The organism is Halobacillus karajensis, from assembly GCF_900108515.1.
In the GTDB taxonomy this organism is placed as follows: Bacteria; Bacillota; Bacilli; order Bacillales; family Halobacillaceae; genus Halobacillus; species Halobacillus karajensis.
The window spans coordinates 273254-292009 of record NZ_FNWW01000004.1 but is presented as its reverse complement, the minus strand read 5'-3'; the positions used below and the strand labels follow the sequence as shown (position 1 = coordinate 292009).

The 18756-nt window shown below is 40.0% G+C and carries 22 protein-coding genes and 1 riboswitch; of the genes, 18 read left to right on the top strand and 4 right to left on the bottom strand.

Annotated elements, in window-relative coordinates; genetic code table 11:
• Nucleotides 1–6 precede the first annotated feature (6 nt).
• From BLW54_RS10660 to BLW54_RS10630, 7 genes are all read left to right on the top strand, one after another.
• Nucleotides 7–723, top strand: a complete 717-nt coding sequence (locus tag BLW54_RS10660) for a response regulator transcription factor (RefSeq protein WP_074734498.1) — start codon at nucleotides 7–9, stop codon at nucleotides 721–723.
• The gene (locus tag BLW54_RS10655) at nucleotides 723–2507 is read left to right on the top strand and encodes an ATP-binding protein (RefSeq protein ID WP_035504827.1); all 1785 of its coding nucleotides are present in this window, start codon (nucleotides 723–725) and stop codon (nucleotides 2505–2507) included. Before BLW54_RS10660 ends, BLW54_RS10655 begins: the two co-directional genes overlap by 1 nt.
• Before the next feature lie 44 nt (nucleotides 2508–2551).
• A riboswitch (cobalamin riboswitch) is annotated at nucleotides 2552–2734 on the top strand.
• 201 nt (nucleotides 2735–2935) lie between these two features.
• Nucleotides 2936–3334 carry a DUF4430 domain-containing protein gene (locus tag BLW54_RS10650; protein WP_074734661.1) on the top strand — a complete coding sequence of 133 codons (399 nt, stop codon included), beginning with the start codon at nucleotides 2936–2938 and terminating at the stop codon, nucleotides 3332–3334.
• 6 nt (nucleotides 3335–3340) lie between these two features.
• Nucleotides 3341–3853: an ECF transporter S component gene (locus BLW54_RS10645; RefSeq protein WP_035504832.1), complete on the top strand. Its 513-nt coding sequence runs from the start codon at nucleotides 3341–3343 to the stop codon at nucleotides 3851–3853.
• A gap of 248 nt (nucleotides 3854–4101) precedes the next feature.
• Nucleotides 4102–4635 (top strand): RNA polymerase sigma factor SigX, encoded by a 534-nt coding sequence (gene sigX, locus BLW54_RS10640; protein WP_074734496.1) that lies wholly within the window; start codon nucleotides 4102–4104, stop codon nucleotides 4633–4635.
• On the top strand, nucleotides 4632–5858 hold the full coding sequence (locus tag BLW54_RS10635; protein ID WP_035504837.1) for a hypothetical protein: 1227 nt from the start codon (nucleotides 4632–4634) through the stop codon (nucleotides 5856–5858). Before sigX ends, BLW54_RS10635 begins: the two co-directional genes overlap by 4 nt.
• Nucleotides 5859–5954: 96 nt before the next feature.
• Nucleotides 5955–6404 carry a helix-turn-helix domain-containing protein gene (locus BLW54_RS10630; protein ID WP_074734493.1) on the top strand — a complete coding sequence of 150 codons (450 nt, stop codon included), beginning with the start codon at nucleotides 5955–5957 and terminating at the stop codon, nucleotides 6402–6404.
• A gap of 30 nt (nucleotides 6405–6434) precedes the next feature.
• On the opposite strand, the gene BLW54_RS10625 is transcribed toward BLW54_RS10630, so the two are convergent.
• Nucleotides 6435–6686 carry a ferredoxin gene (locus BLW54_RS10625; protein WP_035504840.1) on the bottom strand — a complete coding sequence of 84 codons (252 nt, stop codon included), beginning with the start codon at nucleotides 6684–6686 and terminating at the stop codon, nucleotides 6435–6437.
• 180 nt (nucleotides 6687–6866) lie between these two features.
• On the opposite strand from BLW54_RS10625, the gene BLW54_RS10620 reads away from it, so the two are divergent.
• Genes BLW54_RS10620 through BLW54_RS10605 form a run of 4 tightly spaced genes read left to right on the top strand, consistent with a single transcriptional unit; the run spans nucleotide 6867 to nucleotide 10333 of the window.
• Nucleotides 6867–7931 (top strand): YpbB family protein, encoded by a 1065-nt coding sequence (locus tag BLW54_RS10620; protein ID WP_074734490.1) that lies wholly within the window; start codon nucleotides 6867–6869, stop codon nucleotides 7929–7931.
• Nucleotides 7928–9433, top strand: coding sequence for a RecQ family ATP-dependent DNA helicase (locus BLW54_RS10615; protein WP_074734488.1), 1506 nt, complete (start codon nucleotides 7928–7930; stop codon nucleotides 9431–9433). Before BLW54_RS10620 ends, BLW54_RS10615 begins: the two co-directional genes overlap by 4 nt.
• The gene (locus BLW54_RS10610; protein ID WP_074734485.1) at nucleotides 9430–10026 is read left to right on the top strand and encodes a CPBP family intramembrane glutamic endopeptidase; all 597 of its coding nucleotides are present in this window, start codon (nucleotides 9430–9432) and stop codon (nucleotides 10024–10026) included. The genes BLW54_RS10615 and BLW54_RS10610 overlap by 4 nt, the downstream gene beginning before the upstream one ends.
• Nucleotides 10019–10333, top strand: a complete 315-nt coding sequence (locus BLW54_RS10605) for a hypothetical protein (protein WP_074734482.1) — start codon at nucleotides 10019–10021, stop codon at nucleotides 10331–10333. The genes BLW54_RS10610 and BLW54_RS10605 overlap by 8 nt, the downstream gene beginning before the upstream one ends.
• A gap of 3 nt (nucleotides 10334–10336) precedes the next feature.
• Here BLW54_RS10605 and BLW54_RS10600 read toward each other — a convergent pair whose 3' ends face one another.
• From BLW54_RS10600 to BLW54_RS10590, 3 genes are read right to left on the bottom strand one after another with little or no spacing between them, the layout of a single operon-like run.
• The gene (locus BLW54_RS10600) at nucleotides 10337–10906 is read right to left on the bottom strand and encodes a manganese catalase family protein (RefSeq protein ID WP_035504849.1); all 570 of its coding nucleotides are present in this window, start codon (nucleotides 10904–10906) and stop codon (nucleotides 10337–10339) included.
• 35 nt (nucleotides 10907–10941) lie between these two features.
• A complete protein-coding gene (locus BLW54_RS10595; protein WP_035504851.1) occupies nucleotides 10942–11211 on the bottom strand; it encodes a spore coat protein CotJB in 270 nt (89 codons plus the stop codon).
• Nucleotides 11211–11429 (bottom strand): spore coat associated protein CotJA, encoded by a 219-nt coding sequence (locus BLW54_RS10590; RefSeq protein WP_035504853.1) that lies wholly within the window; start codon nucleotides 11427–11429, stop codon nucleotides 11211–11213. Before BLW54_RS10590 ends, BLW54_RS10595 begins: the two co-directional genes overlap by 1 nt.
• Nucleotides 11430–11558: 129 nt before the next feature.
• Here BLW54_RS10590 and BLW54_RS10585 point away from each other — a divergent pair, with 129 nt between their 5' ends.
• The 7 genes from BLW54_RS10585 to BLW54_RS10555 all read left to right on the top strand — a co-directional run bounded on the left by BLW54_RS10585 (nucleotide 11559) and on the right by BLW54_RS10555 (nucleotide 18750).
• Nucleotides 11559–12197, top strand: coding sequence for a CBS domain-containing protein (locus BLW54_RS10585; protein WP_074734479.1), 639 nt, complete (start codon nucleotides 11559–11561; stop codon nucleotides 12195–12197).
• Nucleotides 12198–12442: 245 nt separating this feature from the next.
• The gene (locus BLW54_RS10580) at nucleotides 12443–13216 is read left to right on the top strand and encodes a metallophosphoesterase (protein WP_074734477.1); all 774 of its coding nucleotides are present in this window, start codon (nucleotides 12443–12445) and stop codon (nucleotides 13214–13216) included.
• Nucleotides 13217–13306: 90 nt separating this feature from the next.
• Nucleotides 13307–14206, top strand: coding sequence for a MerR family transcriptional regulator (locus BLW54_RS10575; protein ID WP_074734475.1), 900 nt, complete (start codon nucleotides 13307–13309; stop codon nucleotides 14204–14206).
• Between the two features lie 218 nt (nucleotides 14207–14424).
• Complete coding sequence (locus BLW54_RS10570; protein ID WP_035504859.1) at nucleotides 14425–15006, top strand: genetic competence negative regulator; 582 nt, start codon at nucleotides 14425–14427, stop codon at nucleotides 15004–15006.
• 261 nt (nucleotides 15007–15267) lie between these two features.
• A complete protein-coding gene (locus tag BLW54_RS10565) occupies nucleotides 15268–16197 on the top strand; it encodes a D-alanine--D-alanine ligase (protein ID WP_035504861.1) in 930 nt (309 codons plus the stop codon).
• A gap of 144 nt (nucleotides 16198–16341) precedes the next feature.
• Nucleotides 16342–17622 (top strand): Glu/Leu/Phe/Val family dehydrogenase, encoded by a 1281-nt coding sequence (locus BLW54_RS10560; protein ID WP_074734472.1) that lies wholly within the window; start codon nucleotides 16342–16344, stop codon nucleotides 17620–17622.
• A gap of 198 nt (nucleotides 17623–17820) precedes the next feature.
• A complete protein-coding gene (locus tag BLW54_RS10555; RefSeq protein ID WP_244153507.1) occupies nucleotides 17821–18750 on the top strand; it encodes a YpdA family putative bacillithiol disulfide reductase in 930 nt (309 codons plus the stop codon).
• Nucleotides 18751–18756: the final 6 nt, after the last annotated feature.

The window sequence follows — 18756 nt, the reverse complement described above, 5'->3', positions numbered from 1 at the left end:
AATACTATGGATCAAGATGCGAAAGTACTTGTAGTTGATGATGAAGAACGTATCCGACGGTTGATTCGGATGTACCTCGAAAGAGAAGACTATACGATCGATGAAGCGGAAGATGGGGAAGAAGCATTGCAAAAAGCCCTTCAAAATGAATATGACGTCATTCTTCTTGATTTAATGCTTCCAGGAAAAGATGGAGTAGAAGTGTGTAAAGCACTTCGTGAAAAGAAAGCAACTCCTGTCATTATGCTTACAGCCAAAGGAGAAGAAGCCAATAGGGTGCAAGGATTCGAAGTTGGAACGGATGATTACATTGTAAAACCTTTTAGTCCAAGAGAAGTGGTATTAAGAGTGAAGGCGCTTTTACGCAGATCTTCATCAACAAAGTTCCTGGAAACAGATACAGCGGCACGTAACGTTCTTGTCTTCCCCCACATGACCATCGATAATGACGCTCATCGAGTGACAGCAGATGGTAAAGAAGTGGCACTGACTCCAAAAGAGTATGAGCTTCTCCATTATATGGCTCAGGCACCGGACAAAGTGTTTGATAGAGAACAATTATTAAAGGAAGTTTGGCAATATGAATTCTTCGGAGATCTTAGGACTGTAGATACACATGTGAAACGTCTTAGAGAAAAGCTAAGCAAAGTTTCTGCTGAGGCTGCGGGAATGATTGTGACTGTTTGGGGAATTGGATATAAATTTGAGGTTTCTGGTGACTGATGTTTTGGCGTAGTGTTGTCGTAAAGTTATGGTTTACCATCTTATTTTTAGTTTGTTTTGTACTTTTCATCCTGACAGTCCTGCTTCTAGAGTTCTTCCAAAACTATCATATACTCGAGGCAGAGAGACATCTCTTACAGACAGCTGATAAAATTTCTGACGTCGTGGATCGTTATGAAGATGATGAAGAGCTTATGCTGTCTACAACAGCTCTGGTAAAAGACTCCGCCAGTCGGGCTGTTATCGTACGCGGATCCGAAGACCTCCTTGTTCCGGAAAATGATTCTTCTTCTCTGCCTGAACTTAGTTATTCATGGTTCGAAAGAGATGAAGAATTATCAGCCGTGTTAGAAGAAGGTGCCGATGTAAAGAAAGTCGCTAACCTGACCTCTGGTGAAAATGGAATTATGGTTGTAGGAACTCCTTTAAATCATAATAGTGGGGCTGTCTTTGTTTACCAGTCCTTGGATACCATTGAGGAGACATCCGAACAAACAACGAAAATTATTTTTTTGGGGGCAGGAATTGCCATTGTTTTAACAACAATTTTCGCCTTTTTCCTCTCCACACGAATAACAGCGCCTTTAATTAAAATGAGAGAAGGAGCACTTGAACTTGCAAAAGGGGAATTCAATACAAAAATTCCAATTCGGACTCATGATGAAATTGGTGAATTAGCGATGGCGTTTAATCGTATGGGACGAGAGCTGAAATTTCATATTAATGCGTTGAATCAGGAAAAAGAGCAGCTGTCAGGAATTTTGAGTTCGATGGCTGATGGGGTAATTACGTTCAACCGTCAAGGAGATGTGTTAATATCCAACCCCCCCGCCCAACATTATCTGGAAGCTTATGAATTTGAAAGATATAGTGTTTCTTCCCAGTCAGGAAGACCAGCTCTACCAGAACCATTAGAAGAATTATTTAATAGCGTCATTCATGATGAGAAGGAGTCCATGGTTGAAATGACACTACAGGGGAGATCCTGGGTTATAATTATGACACCTTTGTACGATAGAGAACAAGTCAGGGGAGCGGTGGCTGTACTTAGAGATATGACAGAAGAAAGACGACTGAATAAGCTGCGGAAAGATTTTATTGCTAATGTTTCTCACGAATTAAGAACACCGATCTCCATGCTTCAAGGGTATAGTGAAGCGATAGTCGATGACATTGCAGAATCGAAAGAAGATAAAAATGAATTAGCGCAGATTATACATGATGAATCACTGAGGATTGGTCGCTTGGTGAATGAGCTGTTAGATTTAGCGCGTATGGAAGCAGGGCATATTCAGTTATCGACAGAGCCTGTGGAGATACAGTCCTTTATGAATAAAATCATCCGCAAGTTTTCCGGGATAGCCAACGAAAAAGAAGTCGATCTAGAGTTGAGGATAGACAGTGGTTTTGATCTTCTTCATTTTGACCCGGACCGAATAGAGCAAGTGTTTACGAATTTAATTGATAATGCGATCAGGCATTCCAACCAGGGCAGTGCAGTAAAGGTAATCATTGAAAAAGGCCAAAAAGAATGGGTGGCAAGTGTTAAGGATTCTGGTTTTGGTATTAAGGAGGAAGATCTTCCGTTTGTTTTTGAGCGCTTTTATAAGGCAGATAAATCAAGGAAGCGTGAAAATAAAAATTATAAGAAGGGAACAGGATTGGGATTAGCCATAGCTAAAAACATTGTAGAAGCACATGAAGGGTCCATTAGTGTGCATAGTAAACTGCAAGAAGGGACAACATTCACCTTCAAGATCCCGTTTGCAAGTACGGAAAAATGATATTGCTATATCTTGAAGATTGTTGTAATCTAGTCTATAGAACTTCATATGAAGAGGATTCAGGTGTCTTGGGTAAGACTTAAAAGGGAATCTGGTGAGAAACCAGAACTGTCCTCGCAACTGTGAGTGTTGATGAAAAGGAATTTCCACTGTGCTATGTGGCATGGGAAGGATCCTGAGTAGAAGGATACACGAGTCAGTAGACCTGCCTGATCCAATGTTTCAAAGCTTCGGGGATTGAGTATTTGAGACAACCAATGGTAAAACACTTTTGTGTAGCTTACCGTTGGATTGTCTTAAGCTTACCCAAAATTAAGGGTAAGCTTTTTTTATTGGGAAGTACTTGGTCTTCAGTTATTTCATATTTCTGGTTATCCGAAATAATTACACAAGCTTTGGGACAAATAGAGAATAGGGAGAGATTTGGAATGAATAAGTGGTATTCTATTTTCACAGCCATGGTTTTAGCTATTGGGGTGCTAGCCGGATGCGGTGCCCAGCAGGAAGAAGAAGAAACATCAACTACTGAGGAAGAACAGGCAGAGGAATTGACTGTTGATGTTCAGATCTCTGAAGGTGATGAAATGATCGCGGAAGATGAATTTAAAGTGGAAGAAGGTACAACTTTAATGGAGGTCATGGAATCAAACTATGAGGTAGAACAAACGGAAGGGTTTATAAACAGTATTGAAGGAATCTCAACTAACGAAGAGGAAAAAATGGGTTGGATGTACACGATCAATGGAGAAGAGGTTATGGTCGGTGCGAATGAATATGAACTGGAAGATGGTGACGAGGTCTTATTTAACTACCAATCTTGGGAATGATGAAGGATGAATACGTATAAATTAACATTAATTGCTATGCTTGCTTCCTTGGCTGTGGCGGGGCGGATGGCACTCGCACATTTGCCTAATATCCAACCTGTGACAGCGATTATTATTATCGCTGGTTTTTGGCTTGGACCAAGTGCGGGTGTTCTTATTGCATTATTAACTGCTTTTGTTTCCAATGTTTTGTTAGGGATGGGCATCTGGACAATTTGGCAGATTATTGCCTGGTCTCTCATAGGCATTATAGCAGGTCTTTTAGGGAAAGTTTGGCCGAAGCTTCCGGTCTGGGCTCTTTCCATTTATGGATTTATAAGTGGAATGTTCTTCGGAATCATCCTTTCTCTCACAATGCGCGCTTCCGGCCAGCCATTTTGGGCTTATTACATGGCTGGCTTACCTATGGATATTAATCATGCTATTGCCAACACAGCATTCGTCTTAGTCTTATCTCCCATATTAGGGACTCTTTTCCAACGGTATGAAAAAAGAAATGCCATTACGAAAGTATCATAGCTGTCCTGATCGCAGGGTGGCTATGATTTTTTATTTATCAAGCTATCTCTTATGCCGGAATCGATTTTGCAAATACGCATGGCCAAAAAGGGGTATCCGTCCTCTTTCATTAACATAAATCGTACAATTAATGAATTAGTTCTCTTTTTTGTTTCCTGTTCCTTTTTCTTTTTCCGCATATTAAGATAGAGAGTGTAACTTTTTCTATACATAAAACGACTAAAGAAGTGACCCAGGAGGTACCACCATTGCGAACGTTCTTTGATGAATTATATGAAAACTATCACCATGATCTTTTTCAGTTCCTTTTATACATGGTTAAGGATAGGGATCTTGCTGAGGACCTTGTTCAGGATGTTTATGTAAGAGTCATGAAATCATACGATTCATTTAACCGAAGAAGCTCAGAAAAGACGTGGTTGTTCTCTATAGCTCGACACGTGGCCATTGATTACTTTCGCAAACAAAAACGTAAACGTAATCGTATAATGGAGTTTTTTGATTGGAATGAAAAAGGAGAACAAATTCAAGACCATCAAAAACTTCCTGAAGAAATAGCTATCCAAAAAGATGAAGTTCAAGAGGTATACAGGGCGCTGGATGAATGTACGGTCGATCAAAAAAGTGTATTAATTTTACGTTATATTCAGTGCATGTCGATTAAGGAGACAGCAGAAATTTTAGGCTGGAGTGAGAGTAAAGTGAAGACAACTCAACATAGAGCAGTGAAAGCCTTGAAGTTAATATTGGCAAAGATGAATGAAGGAGGGGGCAGACCGTGAAACGTAAGGATAAGGAACTCGAACAATTAATGAAAAGGCTCCCTTCTGTGGAAGATCGCCAATCCAAAGAAGATCTCTATCAGAAAATATCCGCACGCGTGAATAAACAAAAAAGAAAGAAGGCTCCGTGGGTTTTGCCAGGTTTAGCAACTATGGCGGTGGTTCTTGTATTAGCTGTATTTATTCCTGTGTTCTTAAATGATAACCAGTTGCTAACTGTAGATGAATCTTCTAAAGACACACATGAAAACAAGGAGTTTTCAACATCCTCATCTGAAGATCACTCCTCTGATCAGACGTTTCAAAGTAAAGAAGCAGACCGGGCAGAAATTGAAGAAGCTAAGCCACATCGCTCGAAGCAAAAGGAAGAACAACCTGCCATCGAAGGGAATGAAGAAGAAACTGAAGAGCAAGAATCAGGCTCTGCCCCTTTAGCGAATGATTCTGAGCTTGATTCTATGATAACCATGTCATCCAATAATGGTTTTGAAATCATGGCTTATCCTGGAAGAAATGCTGAAGTGGTCCTACCTCTTTCCATAAATAAAGAGGCTAGTAAGATCGATTTGGATAAGTATGGTTTGGCTGACCGTATGACAACATCGCTTCAATATGAAATAAACGAACAAAAAGCTGAAGCTGTCGTAATATTTCCTAATGATTTTCAAGTAAATGGTTCAGCTTCGACACAGACAATTGTTGAAAGCATTCGCTGGGAGCTGGAAAATGTCGCACCTCAGCTTGAGAGAATCTTAATACGTAAGGAGAATGGTAACCCTGTTGTACTCGGAAACTACGGAGAAATGACAGAACTACCAGTTATTGAACAGGGGGAATATATTTTCATGCTGTACCAGTTTGAAGATTTATCCGAACGGTTACTAGTTCCTATTGCGATCGATACTCCGCTCACTTTTCAAGAAGCATTAAAGAATATGAAGGAAAAGGGGAACGGACTTTTTGTTAAGCCACCCGTCCCGGAACATGTACAGTTTACAACGATTCAATCGAAGGAAGGTCTAGTTACAATAGAGCTCCACCATAAATCATGGGCTAGTGAACAACAAGTCTTAACCATGATTGAAGCGATACTTGCTACAGGGGCTCAGTTCGGTTTTAAAGAAATCCAATTTAAGGGTCTTAATGTAAGTGAATTCTCGACGTACAACCTCAAAGAACCAATACCAGTGCCTGAGAGAATCAACCCTATCGTGGAAGAATAATAAGACCTCCTGCCCTGTGCAGGGGGTCTTATTGATGGGATTGTATCTAATTCTCATGTTAAAATGAAAGGGCGCAGTAAAGGGGACGGTAAGGTGATGGATAAACAGGAGATTAGAAAACAAATATCTAAAAAGATGAAGTTGATTCGTGTCGAATATGGATACACTCAAGACCGGATGTCAGAGATTCTGGGGCTGTCTAAGAAAACATTAGTACAAGTTGAAAAACAACGGACACTTGCCGGTTGGACAACAGTGGTGGCCGTTTGTGCACTCTTTCAGGAAAGTGATGTTTTGAGAGGAATCCTTGGTGATGCCCCTGTGGAAATAGTAGAAACTATTGCCCATAAACAAGTGGAACCACAAGGGAAGAAGACATTAGGCGGGAAAGTATGGTGGTACAACATAGCCGCAACAGAAAAATATACGCTACAGCAAAATGTGATGAGTCAGCATTATCGAATCATTGACTCGGAAAATTACCGGCTTTTTTCGACGATGGATCGTATAGAGGCAGAGGTAAGATTTGAAACATTGGTTAATTAAAAAAGCCCCTTTTCAGGGGCTGTGGTGGGATCATTCTTCGTATTTTAATGGATTCCCATGGAATGGGGAATCGGCAACTTTGATAGAATCTGTTGGGCATCCTTCAAAAGCATCTTCCATGTCCTCTTCATACAAATCCGGAATCTCTTCGGTTCCTTCATTATCATCAAGTACCACGTAAGCAATGCCTTCATCATCATAGTCATATATATCAGGTGCAGCTGCCCCGCAAGCTCCACACGCAATGCAGGTTTCTTTATCAACGATCGTATATTTGGCCAAAATGTCGACCTCCTTGTTCAATTCATGGTCCCGAATATAAGTGAGATAAATAAGTACAACGTTTATTGTAAAACTGTGTGCCAATGTTTTCAACTTGAGACTCATGGTTTTGCTAGGCTTAAAGAAATATTAAGATAGAATACAACCTTTTTACATAGATGAAGAAAGGAGGGAATGAGGGTGTTTCATCATTTGATTCTACAATGTATTGATAAATTCCGAGGAGAACGTACAACCTCTGGCATCTATAATTTGCTGACAGGAAAAAGGTCATCACAGACAATGCAGGATGCAAAAGGGTATCAAGTGGATGATTTTTTTGGGATTATGCCTGATTTAAGACGTAAACAGCTGGATGCTCATATACACCCATTGATCCAAGAGGGGCTTATTGTAGTAAATGATCAATCGTTTCCTACCCTTACTTCTAGCGGTAAAGACGCGCTTTACTCCTACAAGGGTCCAAAGATACAATATTTTAAAGGGATGGTCTGGCATGAGGTCATTCCTTCTTTTTGGCGGAGGGTCTACCTTTTAATACAAATGATGGCCAATCGTAAGGCTGGTATAAAGCATTACTATCCTATAGTAGATGATTATCAAGCCCAACGATGGGCGAGGCTGGTCTATCACAAGTTCCAGCATAAATTACCAAGATTGATCCAATCGCTTTATGAGGAAATCCATACCTTATTAGAAAATCATTCGGTGATCGAGGCAAATCTTTATGTACATCGTTTGACAGGAGGAAAGGTTATCGGATTAACGGTTGAACAGTTGAAAGAAATGTATGGAATGAATGACGTGGATGTCCAACTCCATCTCGAGCACACTCATTATTATTTGTTTCTAGAAGCTAAAAAAGATAAAGAATCTTATCCTGTGCTCCATTTGTGCACAAAAGGGTTGGATGTTACTTATTTAATCACTCAATCTGCACGTAAAACTTATCAATACTTCATGCAGGGCCTAAGCATTGATGAAATTGTAACTTTGAGAAAGCTGAAAAAGAGCACGATTCAAGATCATATCGTAGAAGCAGCCCTAATTATACCCGACTTTTCTATTGCTTCATTTTTAAGTGATTATGATGTGGATGACATTAATAATATGGCGCTGGCTATGGATACTCAGAAGTTAAAACAAATTCATGAAGCCTTTAATGGGAAGTATAATTACTTTGAACTAAGGCTCGCTTTAGCCAGTGGACAACATAGGATCGAAGGAAGGAACAGTACAACATGAGGGTTGATTTATATGCGGCATTAAAAAAATACTTTGGATTTAGCAGTTTTCGGGAAGGACAGGAAGAGGTCATAAGGGATGTACTTCAAGGGAAAGATGTTTTAGGTATTTTACCTACAGGAACAGGAAAATCTCTTTGTTATCAACTCCCTTCGAAGGTTATGGGGGGGACGACGTTAGTTATATCTCCCTTGATTTCACTGATGGTCGATCAAGTGAAGCAGTTAAAATCTTCCGGTTTCCAATCAGTTACGGCTTTGAACAGTTTTATGGATAAGGAAGAGAAACAGAAAGTTATGAATCGCCTTCATACGTTCTCCCTTGTTTATATCTCGCCCGAAATGCTCCAGAACCAGCGTTTGCAGCAAAGACTGCAACATATGAATATCAAGCTTTTTGTTATTGATGAAGCTCACTGCATTTCCCAGTGGGGACATGAATTTAGAACCGACTATCTAAAACTGGATCAAACCATTGACTTACTTAAGAACCCTCCAGTTCTTGCCTTGAGCGCAACTGCAACGCCTGAGGTCCAACAGGATATAATGAATAAACTTCGCCGACCTCACATGAAAAAAAGAATCTATCCGATGGATAAACAGAATATCAGTCTTGCTGTCGAAGAGCATTTATCTCCAGAAGAGAAAACAGAGCGCATCATTGAAGTTTTAACAAAGAATCAAGCACCGACTATGATTTATTTCTCTAGTCGACAATGGGCAGAAAAAGTAAGTTTTGAACTTCGGGACCGTCTAAAGCAGCGGGTCGCCTTTTATCATGGAGGAATGGAACAGACTGACCGGATGCTTGTACAACAACAATTCATGAATAACCAATTGGATGTCATCTGCTGTACAAGTGCTTTTGGTATGGGATTGGATAAAAAAGATATACGTATTGTGATTCATTTTCATTTACCACCACAGCTGGAATCATTTATTCAGGAGATAGGAAGAGCAGGGCGCGATGGGGAGGACGCGGTAAGTCTTTTGCTCTTTACGCGGCAGGATCATCACCTTCCTCAAAGGCTCATACAGAGCGAACTTCCCGAAAAAAAAGATTTAAATAGGATATTTTCTTTTTTACAGAAAGAGAGAGAGGTACCCGAAGATGAAGACATCATGGAGAGATTTCAATTGTCAGAGTCCCAATGGAATTTTGTTAAATTTAAATTGGAAGAAGAGGGGATGATCCGAGGGAGATGGCATCAGAAAGTTCCTTCTGCGATTCAGCAAAAAATTGAACAATCTCTTGAGAATAGATGGGTGTATAAACAAAATAAACTAACGGAAATGATGAAATGGATTCATGAAACTGACTGTCGCAGGACCTCTCTTTACAAGCCTTTCCAGGAGGTCATTCGGAAACCACATGTACCGTGTTGTGATGCATGTGATTTTAAACTCGATGAATTATCATTCTGTGAAGACTATAAAGAATACAAGAAGTCAAGCTGGGAGGAAAGATTGAGCCTGATCTTCAGTCAAGGAGTTTTATTATGAAACCTAAGAGTCAATCAGAAGTCATTTTACAAATGAATGATCGGGAAGTAACTATTCAACTGATTCTCACCCAGGTGATTATTTTAACTCTTGCCATTATAGGAAGTGTGTTTCTTTTTGATTCATTCTGGAGCGGTTGGAGTAGACAGTTGGTTTATGATAGCAAGCAAATTTTTCTTTATGGCGCCTTACCAGGACTATTGGTGCTTTTCATTGACATTTTTCTCCTGTATCGTTTACCACGTAGAATGTACGATGATGGTGGTATAAATGTAAAAGTATTTAAAAATCGATCCATTATCAGCATCATTGGGATTACGTTGCTTGTTGCTGTGAGTGAGGAAATGCTCTTTAGGGGAGTCCTGCACGCTGAGTTTGGTTATATCATCGCAAGTGTTCTATTTGCGATCATGCACATTCGTTACCTCACTAAAATGGTCTTGTTTATATCTGTTTTATTCGTCAGCTTCTTTATCGGGTATATGTATGAGATGACAGGTAGTTTACTAGTGACGATTACGGCACATTTCATAATAGATGTAGTGCTAGCATTTTGGATACGTTTTGGAAAGTGGGGGGGAACGGATGAGTAATCGGATATCAGCTGGAGGTTTTAATGATAAATGGGAAGAATTCACAGAAGAAGAGGCATCTCATAGAAGAGGACAGGACGTTCTAGAGCTTCCTTCGAGAAAGGATGCCCACAAAAGTAAAAAAGAAAAAAAGATATGGAATATCAGCTCCCTTTGGATGCGTTTCCTTCTAATTATTCTTATTTTATTGATGGGGGTCCTTCTCTCTTATCGTTATTGGGAGGATTGGTTTGGGCGATCTTTTCCAAAGCCTTCTATCATTGAAAAAGAAGTGCCCTACCATGAACGCGTCACAGTAGAGCGTTAAAGATTAGAAGATTTGCTTACGATCCCGCTCGAACTTAAGTATTTCTACCGCTTCTCTAAACCGTTGTGAGTGAACAATTTCCCGTTCCCTCAAGAATTTCAAACCGTCATTAAGGCTAGGGTCATCAGACATGTTTATAATCCATTGATAAGTGGCACGGGCTTTCTCCTCCGCGGCGATATCTTCGTAGAGGTCAGCAATTGGGTCTCCTTTGGCCTGGATATATGTGGCCGTCCAAGGATTACCGGCTGCGTCATGATAAAATAATGCATGATCGTGGTTAGCATAATGTGCCCCAAGCCCTGCTTCCTTCATTTGTTCCGGAGTTGCATCTTTGGTAAGTTTGTAAACCATGGTAGCAATCATTTCCAAATGGGCAAATTCTTCAGTCCCGATATCTGTTAAAAGCCCGATGACTTTGTCAGGGATACTGTACCTCTGATTTAAATATCGAAGGGCTGCTGATAATTCCCCGTCTGCTCCTCCGTACTGTTCAATTAAATATTTGGCAAGTCTTGGGTTACATTCGGAAACCTTAACAGGGTATTGCAACTTTTTCTCATAAAACCACATAAGCGCCCTCCCTTTTCACTCTTAGAAATGACATATTATACTTGCCATGGCCAAGGGGTATCTCCCCAGTTCCAAGGATAACCTGAAAAACTGCCGCCAAATTGCCTTAAAGGTCCGAAGCGCTTCTCATAAGCTCCTTTTAAATCTCTGCTTTCCACCGCTAACTGGTTAAATTGTTGAATTGCCTGACTATCCTGAGGATGAGTATCCAGGTAGAGGGTAAGTTCAACTAAAGCAAAATCTACCATTTGGATTTTTTCCATTAATGCATGGCGTTCTTTGTCAGGATTGGCCGCTTGTTTCATTATCTTCCTCCTTTCTTCATGGGTGTTGGGTATGGATCATACAAAACTGGCCAAAGCGTCCCTCTGTACAACGCTTCTTGAATTGGAAATTGCTGCATATTAGGTGCTTGAAACCCTAAATAGAGGTTTGGGGGAGTTTGGTAGCATTTTATCCCTATGGGCGGACATGGATCGTTGATCCCGTGATAAGGTTGATAACACTTTATCGGGGTGTACATACTTTTATCACATCCTTTTCTATGGGATTTTATGCGAGGGATTCTTGTCCTATTCAGCCCTTGCAGGAGATTCCACGTGTTGGGACGAATAACTGAAAGGTGAAGAGTATTAAAAGAAGAGGTGAGTGTATGTTTGTAAAAGGAATTATGAAACCCGCCCATAAATCGTATAAATCAGAGTCTTCTGACTCCCTTTCGGAAGTTTTGCAAATGCTGGATGAACAAGATATCGAAGCGGTGCCTGTCCTGAAATCTGGTAAATTTGCGGGAATGATTTCAAAGGAAATTATTTTTCGTGCTTATTTTAATGAAGAAGATAGCACGGATCGGAAGACGTTCCTTAACAATACAACGGCTGGGGAGATCGCTAGGCATGGGAATTACTATATAAATGATGAAGAGGTGTTTGAGCGTACACTCCCAATGTTCAAAGGCTTCTCCGTGCTGGCGGTAGTGGATGAAAAGAAGACATTTCTTGGTCTAGTGACAAGGTTTGATGTGATTGAACAGTTTGAAAGTGCTTTTGGTGTGAAGAAACAAGGGGTGAGGATTGCATTTACCTCAGAGGAATCAGCAGGAAGGATTGAACGTCTTGGTGATATTATTAAAAGTTATCACGAGAATGTAATTTCACTAGCTACCTTTGATGAAACAGATAAGCTCGCAAGAAGGATCGTTTTAAAAATTGAAGATAATAATAATATTGAAGCTTTCACTAAAAAACTTGAAAAGACAGGTTTTCGTATATTAAGTGTTAAACATGTTTAAAGAAGGCCGCTGTAACCATAAGAAATAGGTTACAGCATTTTTTATGATATAGATTTATAATAAAAGGGGACGGAGTCAAACGTAGGTCCTTCTCCTCCCTTTTTAAGGATGGTGTCGGTTTTCTTTTGCGAGGAAAGGTAGTTGAGGAGGGGTGTGTAGCTCTGATCTAACCTTTATCTCATTTTTTTGTTGTATTTATTTGTGTTAAGATAAACTTTATTTCCATATGGTTTGGGGGAATGGATATGTGGTGGCTTCTGCTTTTCCTATGTTTGTTAGGATCTATCCTTGTAACTTACATGAGATTTTGTGCAGAACACGATCATTTAAATAAAAAGAAAATTATATGTCATTCTTTGAAAAGAAACGAGACGCTCCGTCTCTTTTTTATTTCTGATATACATAACCGAGCGCTTGAAGCCCAAACCTTCAATGATGTGGAGCACGTAGACCTTGTCATTATTGGTGGTGACCTTGTTGACCAAAGGACAACAGAAAGAAGGCTGCAACAAAATTTATCTATTCTAAGCCAATGGGGAGCACCGATATATTTTGTCCCTGGGAATAATGATCACGAGTGGAGATACGGTTCGCTTATTGATTTTCTTGAAGGCTTAAATGTAAAAACGATTTCTAATGAAGACCAATTCATCACTTTTGAAAACGGGATAAAAGTCATGGTAAGGGGACTCGATCCTTACTTTATGAAACCTTATAACAAAGCGTCAGATGTAAAGGGAACCAACGATTTATTACAAATCCTATGCGTCCATGATCCGTATGTGTTTAAAAGAATGAATCAGAAAGGTCATGAGAATTTTGATCTCGTCTTAAGTGGACACACACACGGAGGGCAAATTAGAATTTTTGGATATGGTCATTACGAACGTGGGGGATGGAAGGCGGAAGGGGGAAGGTCAAGTCTTATAAGCGAAGGGTATGGAACATCATTATTGCCGCTCCGTTTAGGGACGAAGGCGGAATGTCATTGGATCGAGTTAACATCCAATGAGGAATAAATGATTACTCCTCAGGAAGAAGAAATACAATTTACACGAACTCTTGATCTCTTATATAATTTTAGAAAATGAACGGGTGGGGACAGGCGTATGGCAAGGACTAATGCAACATACAACATAAAAGCTGTGTCACAATTGCTTGGGATTCAACCGGGGACACTCCGGGCCTGGGAGAGGCGATATAAAATAATAAGGCCATCGCGAAATGAGGCCGGTCATCGATTGTATACCGATGATCATATTCGGATATTGAAAGGGCTAATGGAAAAATTGGATAAAGGATTTACTATTTCACAAGCTGTCTCTCTCATAGAAAGTAATGAAAAGGCCGATACACGGCCTGATCACTTTGAACAAACGACACAGCTTGAAAAAATAGGAGATGATCTTTTAAGTGGTTTGCTTTCTTTTAACGAAAAAGAAGCCCAACGACATTTCGACTATGCATTTAGTCTATTTACACCTGAAACGGTCGCGATTGACGTTCTCGGACCTATTCTTGGTAAAATCGGGGACCTGCATGAAGAAAATGGGATAACAAGTGCTCATGAACACTTTGCCCTTCAGTTTATTCGATCGAGAATTGGCATGATGTTGATTTCGATTCCCACAGACCCTCTGCTTCCGAAAGCATTGCTTGTCTGTGGGCCAAATGAACATCATGAGTTGGAATTGCTTCTTTTTGCCTTATTCTTAAAAAGAAAAGGGTATGATGTTGTTTATCTCAGACAAAGGATTGACGGTGGAGATATGCAAATCGTTATTGATGAAGTTAAGCCAACATATATGTTTATGTCTTGTCCACTTAAAAAGAATACCGCAGAGGCTATCCGGGTCGTGGAGTCTTTACAGAGACAATACACGGATTTAAAAATCGGCCTTGGCGGATATGTGGACGACTATTTATCCGAACTCGATCAAAAGAAAATTCACCCCTTTATGGTGGGGAATTCCAAAAAAGATTGGGAGAACTGGTTGCAGGAAAGGTAACCGTTAAAACCAGATCCTGGGAGGGGGAAGGAAATTTTGAAAACTGCTTTGGTACTGGATTCTTTATTTCCAGCTTATTCGGATAAAGGGAAGAGGATTTGCAGGAGAAACGTTTGCCCCTGCCTAATACGTCGGATATAATTTGAAAAAAGGTGCCATAATCGCAAGAGTCATCATAAGATATAGATAACACACATCGTGACAGGGGGGGCGATCATGTGCGAGTGGAAAGAATGACGAATGAGAAATTTAAGATCTTTCTTACGTTTGACGATCTGATGGATCGGGGTTTGTCTCGTGAAGAGCTTTGGAGTGACTTACCTAGAGTACATCGTATATTTAGTGACATGATGTTTGATGCAGGAATAGAACTTGGAGTTGAGCTGTCAGGTGTGCTGCTTGTGCAAGTTTATCTATTACAAGCACAAGGGATGTTAGTGGTTGTAACCAAAACGGAACCCGCAGATATAGAGGAAGATGAAGATTACATTGAAATGAAAGTGACCTTGGATGAAAGCAAAGAGATGATGTTTTCTTTCGAAGAGTTTGAGCATGTCATCCGTGCAGGTATCCAATTGTATCAACTTAATGTAACCGGTGGCTGTGTCTTCTTATATCATGGGTCTTATTATATGCTTCTTGAAGACGAAGACATTTTCCATTTAGATCAAGATCAGGTAATTGCCTTAATGTCTGAATTCGCTTCCGCCACAGCAGTGACATCTCACCGGTTGGTTGAATACGGGAAACAGATCATGGACAAAGAGGCATGCAGAACTATCTATACGCACTTTTCATAAACTGAAAGAACGACGCTTCCATTAAGCTTCGTTCTTTTTATTTTTGATCACTACTCTTAGTATTCAATTACTTCCCTTCTTATTGTGGGGGGGGAAAAACACGTACGTATTCAATAAGGTCTTTAAAATTCATTGATTGAGGAGGTCATTTAAAAAAACTCGTTAAAGCCACATTTTTAAATAGAAGCCTAAAAGGGAACATGTTAAGATAAGAAATGGTGTAACTTAATATATAGTGGGATATGAAATGGAGTGTAACATATGAAGATTGCGGTTCTATATGGTGGAACGTCCGGTGAACGGGAAGTTTCTCTTTCAACTGGAAAGGGGATTATAAAAGCTTTAGAAAATAAGGGGCACGATGTCACAGCCATTGATTTTTCACCAGAGAAACTGGTAGAAATCCTGGAATTGGATGTGGACCTTGTATTTATTGGTTTACACGGAAAGTTTGGGGAAGATGGTAAGATTCAGGGTCTTTTAGATATGCTTGGAATTCCATATGTAGGTTCCGGAGTTCTTGCATCAGCACTGGCTATGGATAAAGCGAAATCAAAACAAATCTTTTCACTGAATGGTTTGTACACAGCCCAAAGTGAAGTCTACGATGTGGCTGATTCAAGGCAGGTCGACAGGGTGGAAGAGGAAATTAAAAAATCCTTTGATTTGCCATTTGTTATAAAGCCAAACCAGGAAGGATCCACGTTAGGGTTAACAATCGTCAAAGAAAAAGAGGAAATCCGCCAGGGGATTGAGAAAGCCGCGAAATCCGATTCTATGATACTAGTAGAAGATTATGTGCAGGGGAAAGAAGTGACTGTCCCGGTAATGGGGTATAAAGGGAAAGAACAAGCACTTCCAGTCATCGAGATTATTCCTAAGAATGATTATTATGATTTTGATTCAAAATATAAACCTGGAGGCAGCGAACATATTGTCCCTGCGAAAGTGGATGTTCAATTGACAGCCCAGCTTCAACAAGATGCTGTCCTTGCTCATCAATTACTAGGTTGTGACGTATATTCACGTGTGGATTTCATCATAAATGAAAAACAAGAACCTATGATCTTAGAAGTGAATACACTGCCGGGAATGACACCAACAAGTCTCTTCCCCGATTCTGCTCAGGAAATCGGTTTGAGTTATGATGATCTTATTCAAAAATTTGTAGAGCTGTCTCACAAAGATTAGTAGTACGGTGTGTAAACGTTTTCATTTTTCTGTTGAAAACGTTTAGAAAAACGCGTTTTCAGCTTTCCTAAAATGCAGTGAACGTGTATACTAATCACTGAAGAACGAGTCCTAATCGAATGGATTGATATAGGAGGTAAATGGATGGTAGCCGATAAGCCAACAGATTCTGCAAACCAAAGCAATGATAAACTTGATGTGTTGAAGTCCACACAAACGGTGGTCAAGAAAGCACTTGATAAATTAGGATACCCAAATGAAGTGTATGAATTAATGAAAGAACCTGTCAGAATGATGACAGTACGAATCCCTGTGCGGATGGATAATGATCAAATTAAAATTTTTACAGGCTATCGTGCCCAGCATAATGATGCGGTTGGCCCGACAAAAGGTGGCGTACGGTTTCACCCGAATGTATCAGAGAAAGAAGTTAAGGCTTTATCTATTTGGATGAGTTTGAAAGCAGGGATCGTCGATCTTCCTTACGGTGGTGGTAAAGGAGGGATCGTGTGCGATCCACGTGATATGTCTTTCCGAGAACTAGAAGGCGTCAGTAGAGGATATGTTCGTGCGATTAGCCAGATTGTAGGGCCGACAAAAGATATTCCTGCACCTGATGTATTTACAAATTCACAAATCATGGCTTGGATGATGGATGAATACAGTCGGATTGATGAATTTAACAATCCAGGGTTTATTACAGGTAAGCCTCTTGTCCTAGGGGGATCGCACGGGCGTGAAACAGCTACTGCCAAAGGTGTGACCATTTGTATTGAAGAAGCGGCTAAAAAGAAAGGGATTAACGTCGAAGGTGCCAGAGTTGTTGTTCAAGGTTTTGGTAATGCGGGAAGCTTCCTGGCCAAATTCATGCACGATCGAGGCGCAAAGGTCATTGGTATTTCAGATGCCTACGGTGGACTCCATGATCCAGAGGGACTCGATATTGACTACTTACTCGATCGACGGGACAGCTTTGGTACGGTTACAAATTTGTTTAAAAATACAATTACCAATGAAGAATTGTTAGAGCTTGATTGTGACATTCTCGTACCAGCAGCGATTGAGAATCAAATTACAGAAGACAACGCTTATAACATAAAAGCATCTATTGTCGTGGAAGCAGCCAATGGTCCAACCACACTTGATGCTACCAGAATCCTATCAGAGAGAGGAATATTACTTGTACCAGATGTGTTAGCCTCCTCTGGTGGAGTTACTGTTTCCTATTTTGAATGGGTTCAAAATAACCAAGGATATTATTGGACGGAAGAAGAAGTGGAAGAAAAGCTCCATAAAGTGATTGTAAAAGGATTCGATAATGTTTATCGTACATCTGAGACACGCCGTGTAGATATGCGTCTTGCTGCTTATATGGTCGGTGTTAGAAAAATGGCAGAAGCTTCAAGATTCCGTGGATGGATTTAACTTGATTCCCTTATTTGAATCTCCTATCATTAAAATGATAGGAGATTCCTTTTATTTATATGGATCTTGGTATACTTAGATGAAGGAACCGCTGTTGAACTAGATGAGCAGCATTTATCTTGGGATTTATAGAAAGAGGAGTGTTTTTTCGTGCAGCAGGAAGAAAAAGTCATCATCATCGGTGGAGGGCCATGTGGGATGAGCGCAGCCATCGAATTAAAGAAAAAGGGGATAAACCCTTTAATTATAGAAAAAGGAAATATCGTAAATTCAATTTATCATTATCCTACACATCAGACGTTTTTTAGTTCAAGTGAAAAATTGGAAATAGGTAAGATTCCTTTTATTTCTGAGCGTCAGAAACCAGTACGAAATGAGGCGTTATCTTATTACAGAGCGGTTGCCGGTCGGGAAGAATTACGCCTGAACACATATGAGAAGGTTACTTCTGTAGAAAAAGGAGAGTCCTATTTTACTCTTCATACAGAAAAAAATGAAGGTGGCGAAAAAACTTATAAAGCAGAACAAATAGTTGTTGCCACAGGGTACTATGATCAACCTAACTATATGAATGTGAAAGGTGAAAGTCTCCCTAAGGTTATGCATTACTTTAAAGAGGGCCATCCGTATTACAAAAAAGATGTGGTGATCATAGGAGGAAAAAACTCTGCGGCAGATGCGGCTCTGGAATTAGAGAAATGTGGTGCCAATATTACAGTTCTCTATCGTGGTGAAGAATACTCTAAGAGTATTAAGCCGTGGATTCTTCCTCAGTTTGAAGCCCTTGTAAGAAAAGGGATAATAGAAATGGAATTTTGCGCAAATGTCAAAGAAATTACGGAAAATAAAGTGATTTATGAGTGTAAAGGGGAAGAAAAAAGCATTCCTAATGATTTTGTTTTTGCCATGACTGGATATCGTCCTGACCACACCTTTCTAACTAATATGGGAGTTGAGTTGGACGAAGAAACAGGACGTCCTGCCTTTAACGAAGATACTATGGAAACAAATATTAATGGGATTTATATTGCCGGCGTCATTGCTGCAGGCTATAATAATAATGAGATTTTCATTGAAAATGGCCGTTATCATGGTGAGAAAATTGCATCATCAATCGCAAAACAATAGGATTAA

Bases quoted from the DNA above. Each gene is read 5' to 3' on its own strand.
- BLW54_RS10630 (WP_074734493.1), top strand. From the start codon at position 5,955: ATGGATAAACAGGAGATTAGAAAACAAATATCTAAAAAGATGAAGTTG.
- BLW54_RS10575 (WP_074734475.1), top strand. From the start codon at position 13,307: ATGGCAAGGACTAATGCAACATACAACATAAAAGCTGTGTCACAATTG.
- BLW54_RS10615 (WP_074734488.1), top strand. From the start codon at position 7,928: ATGAGGGTTGATTTATATGCGGCATTAAAAAAATACTTTGGATTTAGC.
- BLW54_RS10565 (WP_035504861.1), top strand. From the start codon at position 15,268: ATGAAGATTGCGGTTCTATATGGTGGAACGTCCGGTGAACGGGAAGTT.
- BLW54_RS10595 (WP_035504851.1), bottom strand. From the start codon at position 11,211: ATGAAACAAGCGGCCAATCCTGACAAAGAACGCCATGCATTAATGGAA.
- BLW54_RS10650 (WP_074734661.1), top strand. From the start codon at position 2,936: ATGAATAAGTGGTATTCTATTTTCACAGCCATGGTTTTAGCTATTGGG.
- BLW54_RS10600 (WP_035504849.1), bottom strand. From the start codon at position 10,906: ATGTGGTTTTATGAGAAAAAGTTGCAATACCCTGTTAAGGTTTCCGAA.
- BLW54_RS10610 (WP_074734485.1), top strand. From the start codon at position 9,430: ATGAAACCTAAGAGTCAATCAGAAGTCATTTTACAAATGAATGATCGG.
- BLW54_RS10585 (WP_074734479.1), top strand. From the start codon at position 11,559: ATGTTTGTAAAAGGAATTATGAAACCCGCCCATAAATCGTATAAATCA.
- BLW54_RS10555 (WP_244153507.1), top strand. From the start codon at position 17,821: ATGAGCGCAGCCATCGAATTAAAGAAAAAGGGGATAAACCCTTTAATT.
- BLW54_RS10590 (WP_035504853.1), bottom strand. From the start codon at position 11,429: ATGTACACCCCGATAAAGTGTTATCAACCTTATCACGGGATCAACGAT.
- BLW54_RS10645 (WP_035504832.1), top strand. From the start codon at position 3,341: ATGAATACGTATAAATTAACATTAATTGCTATGCTTGCTTCCTTGGCT.
- BLW54_RS10655 (WP_035504827.1), top strand. From the start codon at position 723: ATGTTTTGGCGTAGTGTTGTCGTAAAGTTATGGTTTACCATCTTATTT.
- BLW54_RS10580 (WP_074734477.1), top strand. From the start codon at position 12,443: ATGTGGTGGCTTCTGCTTTTCCTATGTTTGTTAGGATCTATCCTTGTA.
- BLW54_RS10560 (WP_074734472.1), top strand. From the start codon at position 16,342: ATGGTAGCCGATAAGCCAACAGATTCTGCAAACCAAAGCAATGATAAA.
- BLW54_RS10660 (WP_074734498.1), top strand. From the start codon at position 7: ATGGATCAAGATGCGAAAGTACTTGTAGTTGATGATGAAGAACGTATC.
- BLW54_RS10605 (WP_074734482.1), top strand. From the start codon at position 10,019: ATGAGTAATCGGATATCAGCTGGAGGTTTTAATGATAAATGGGAAGAA.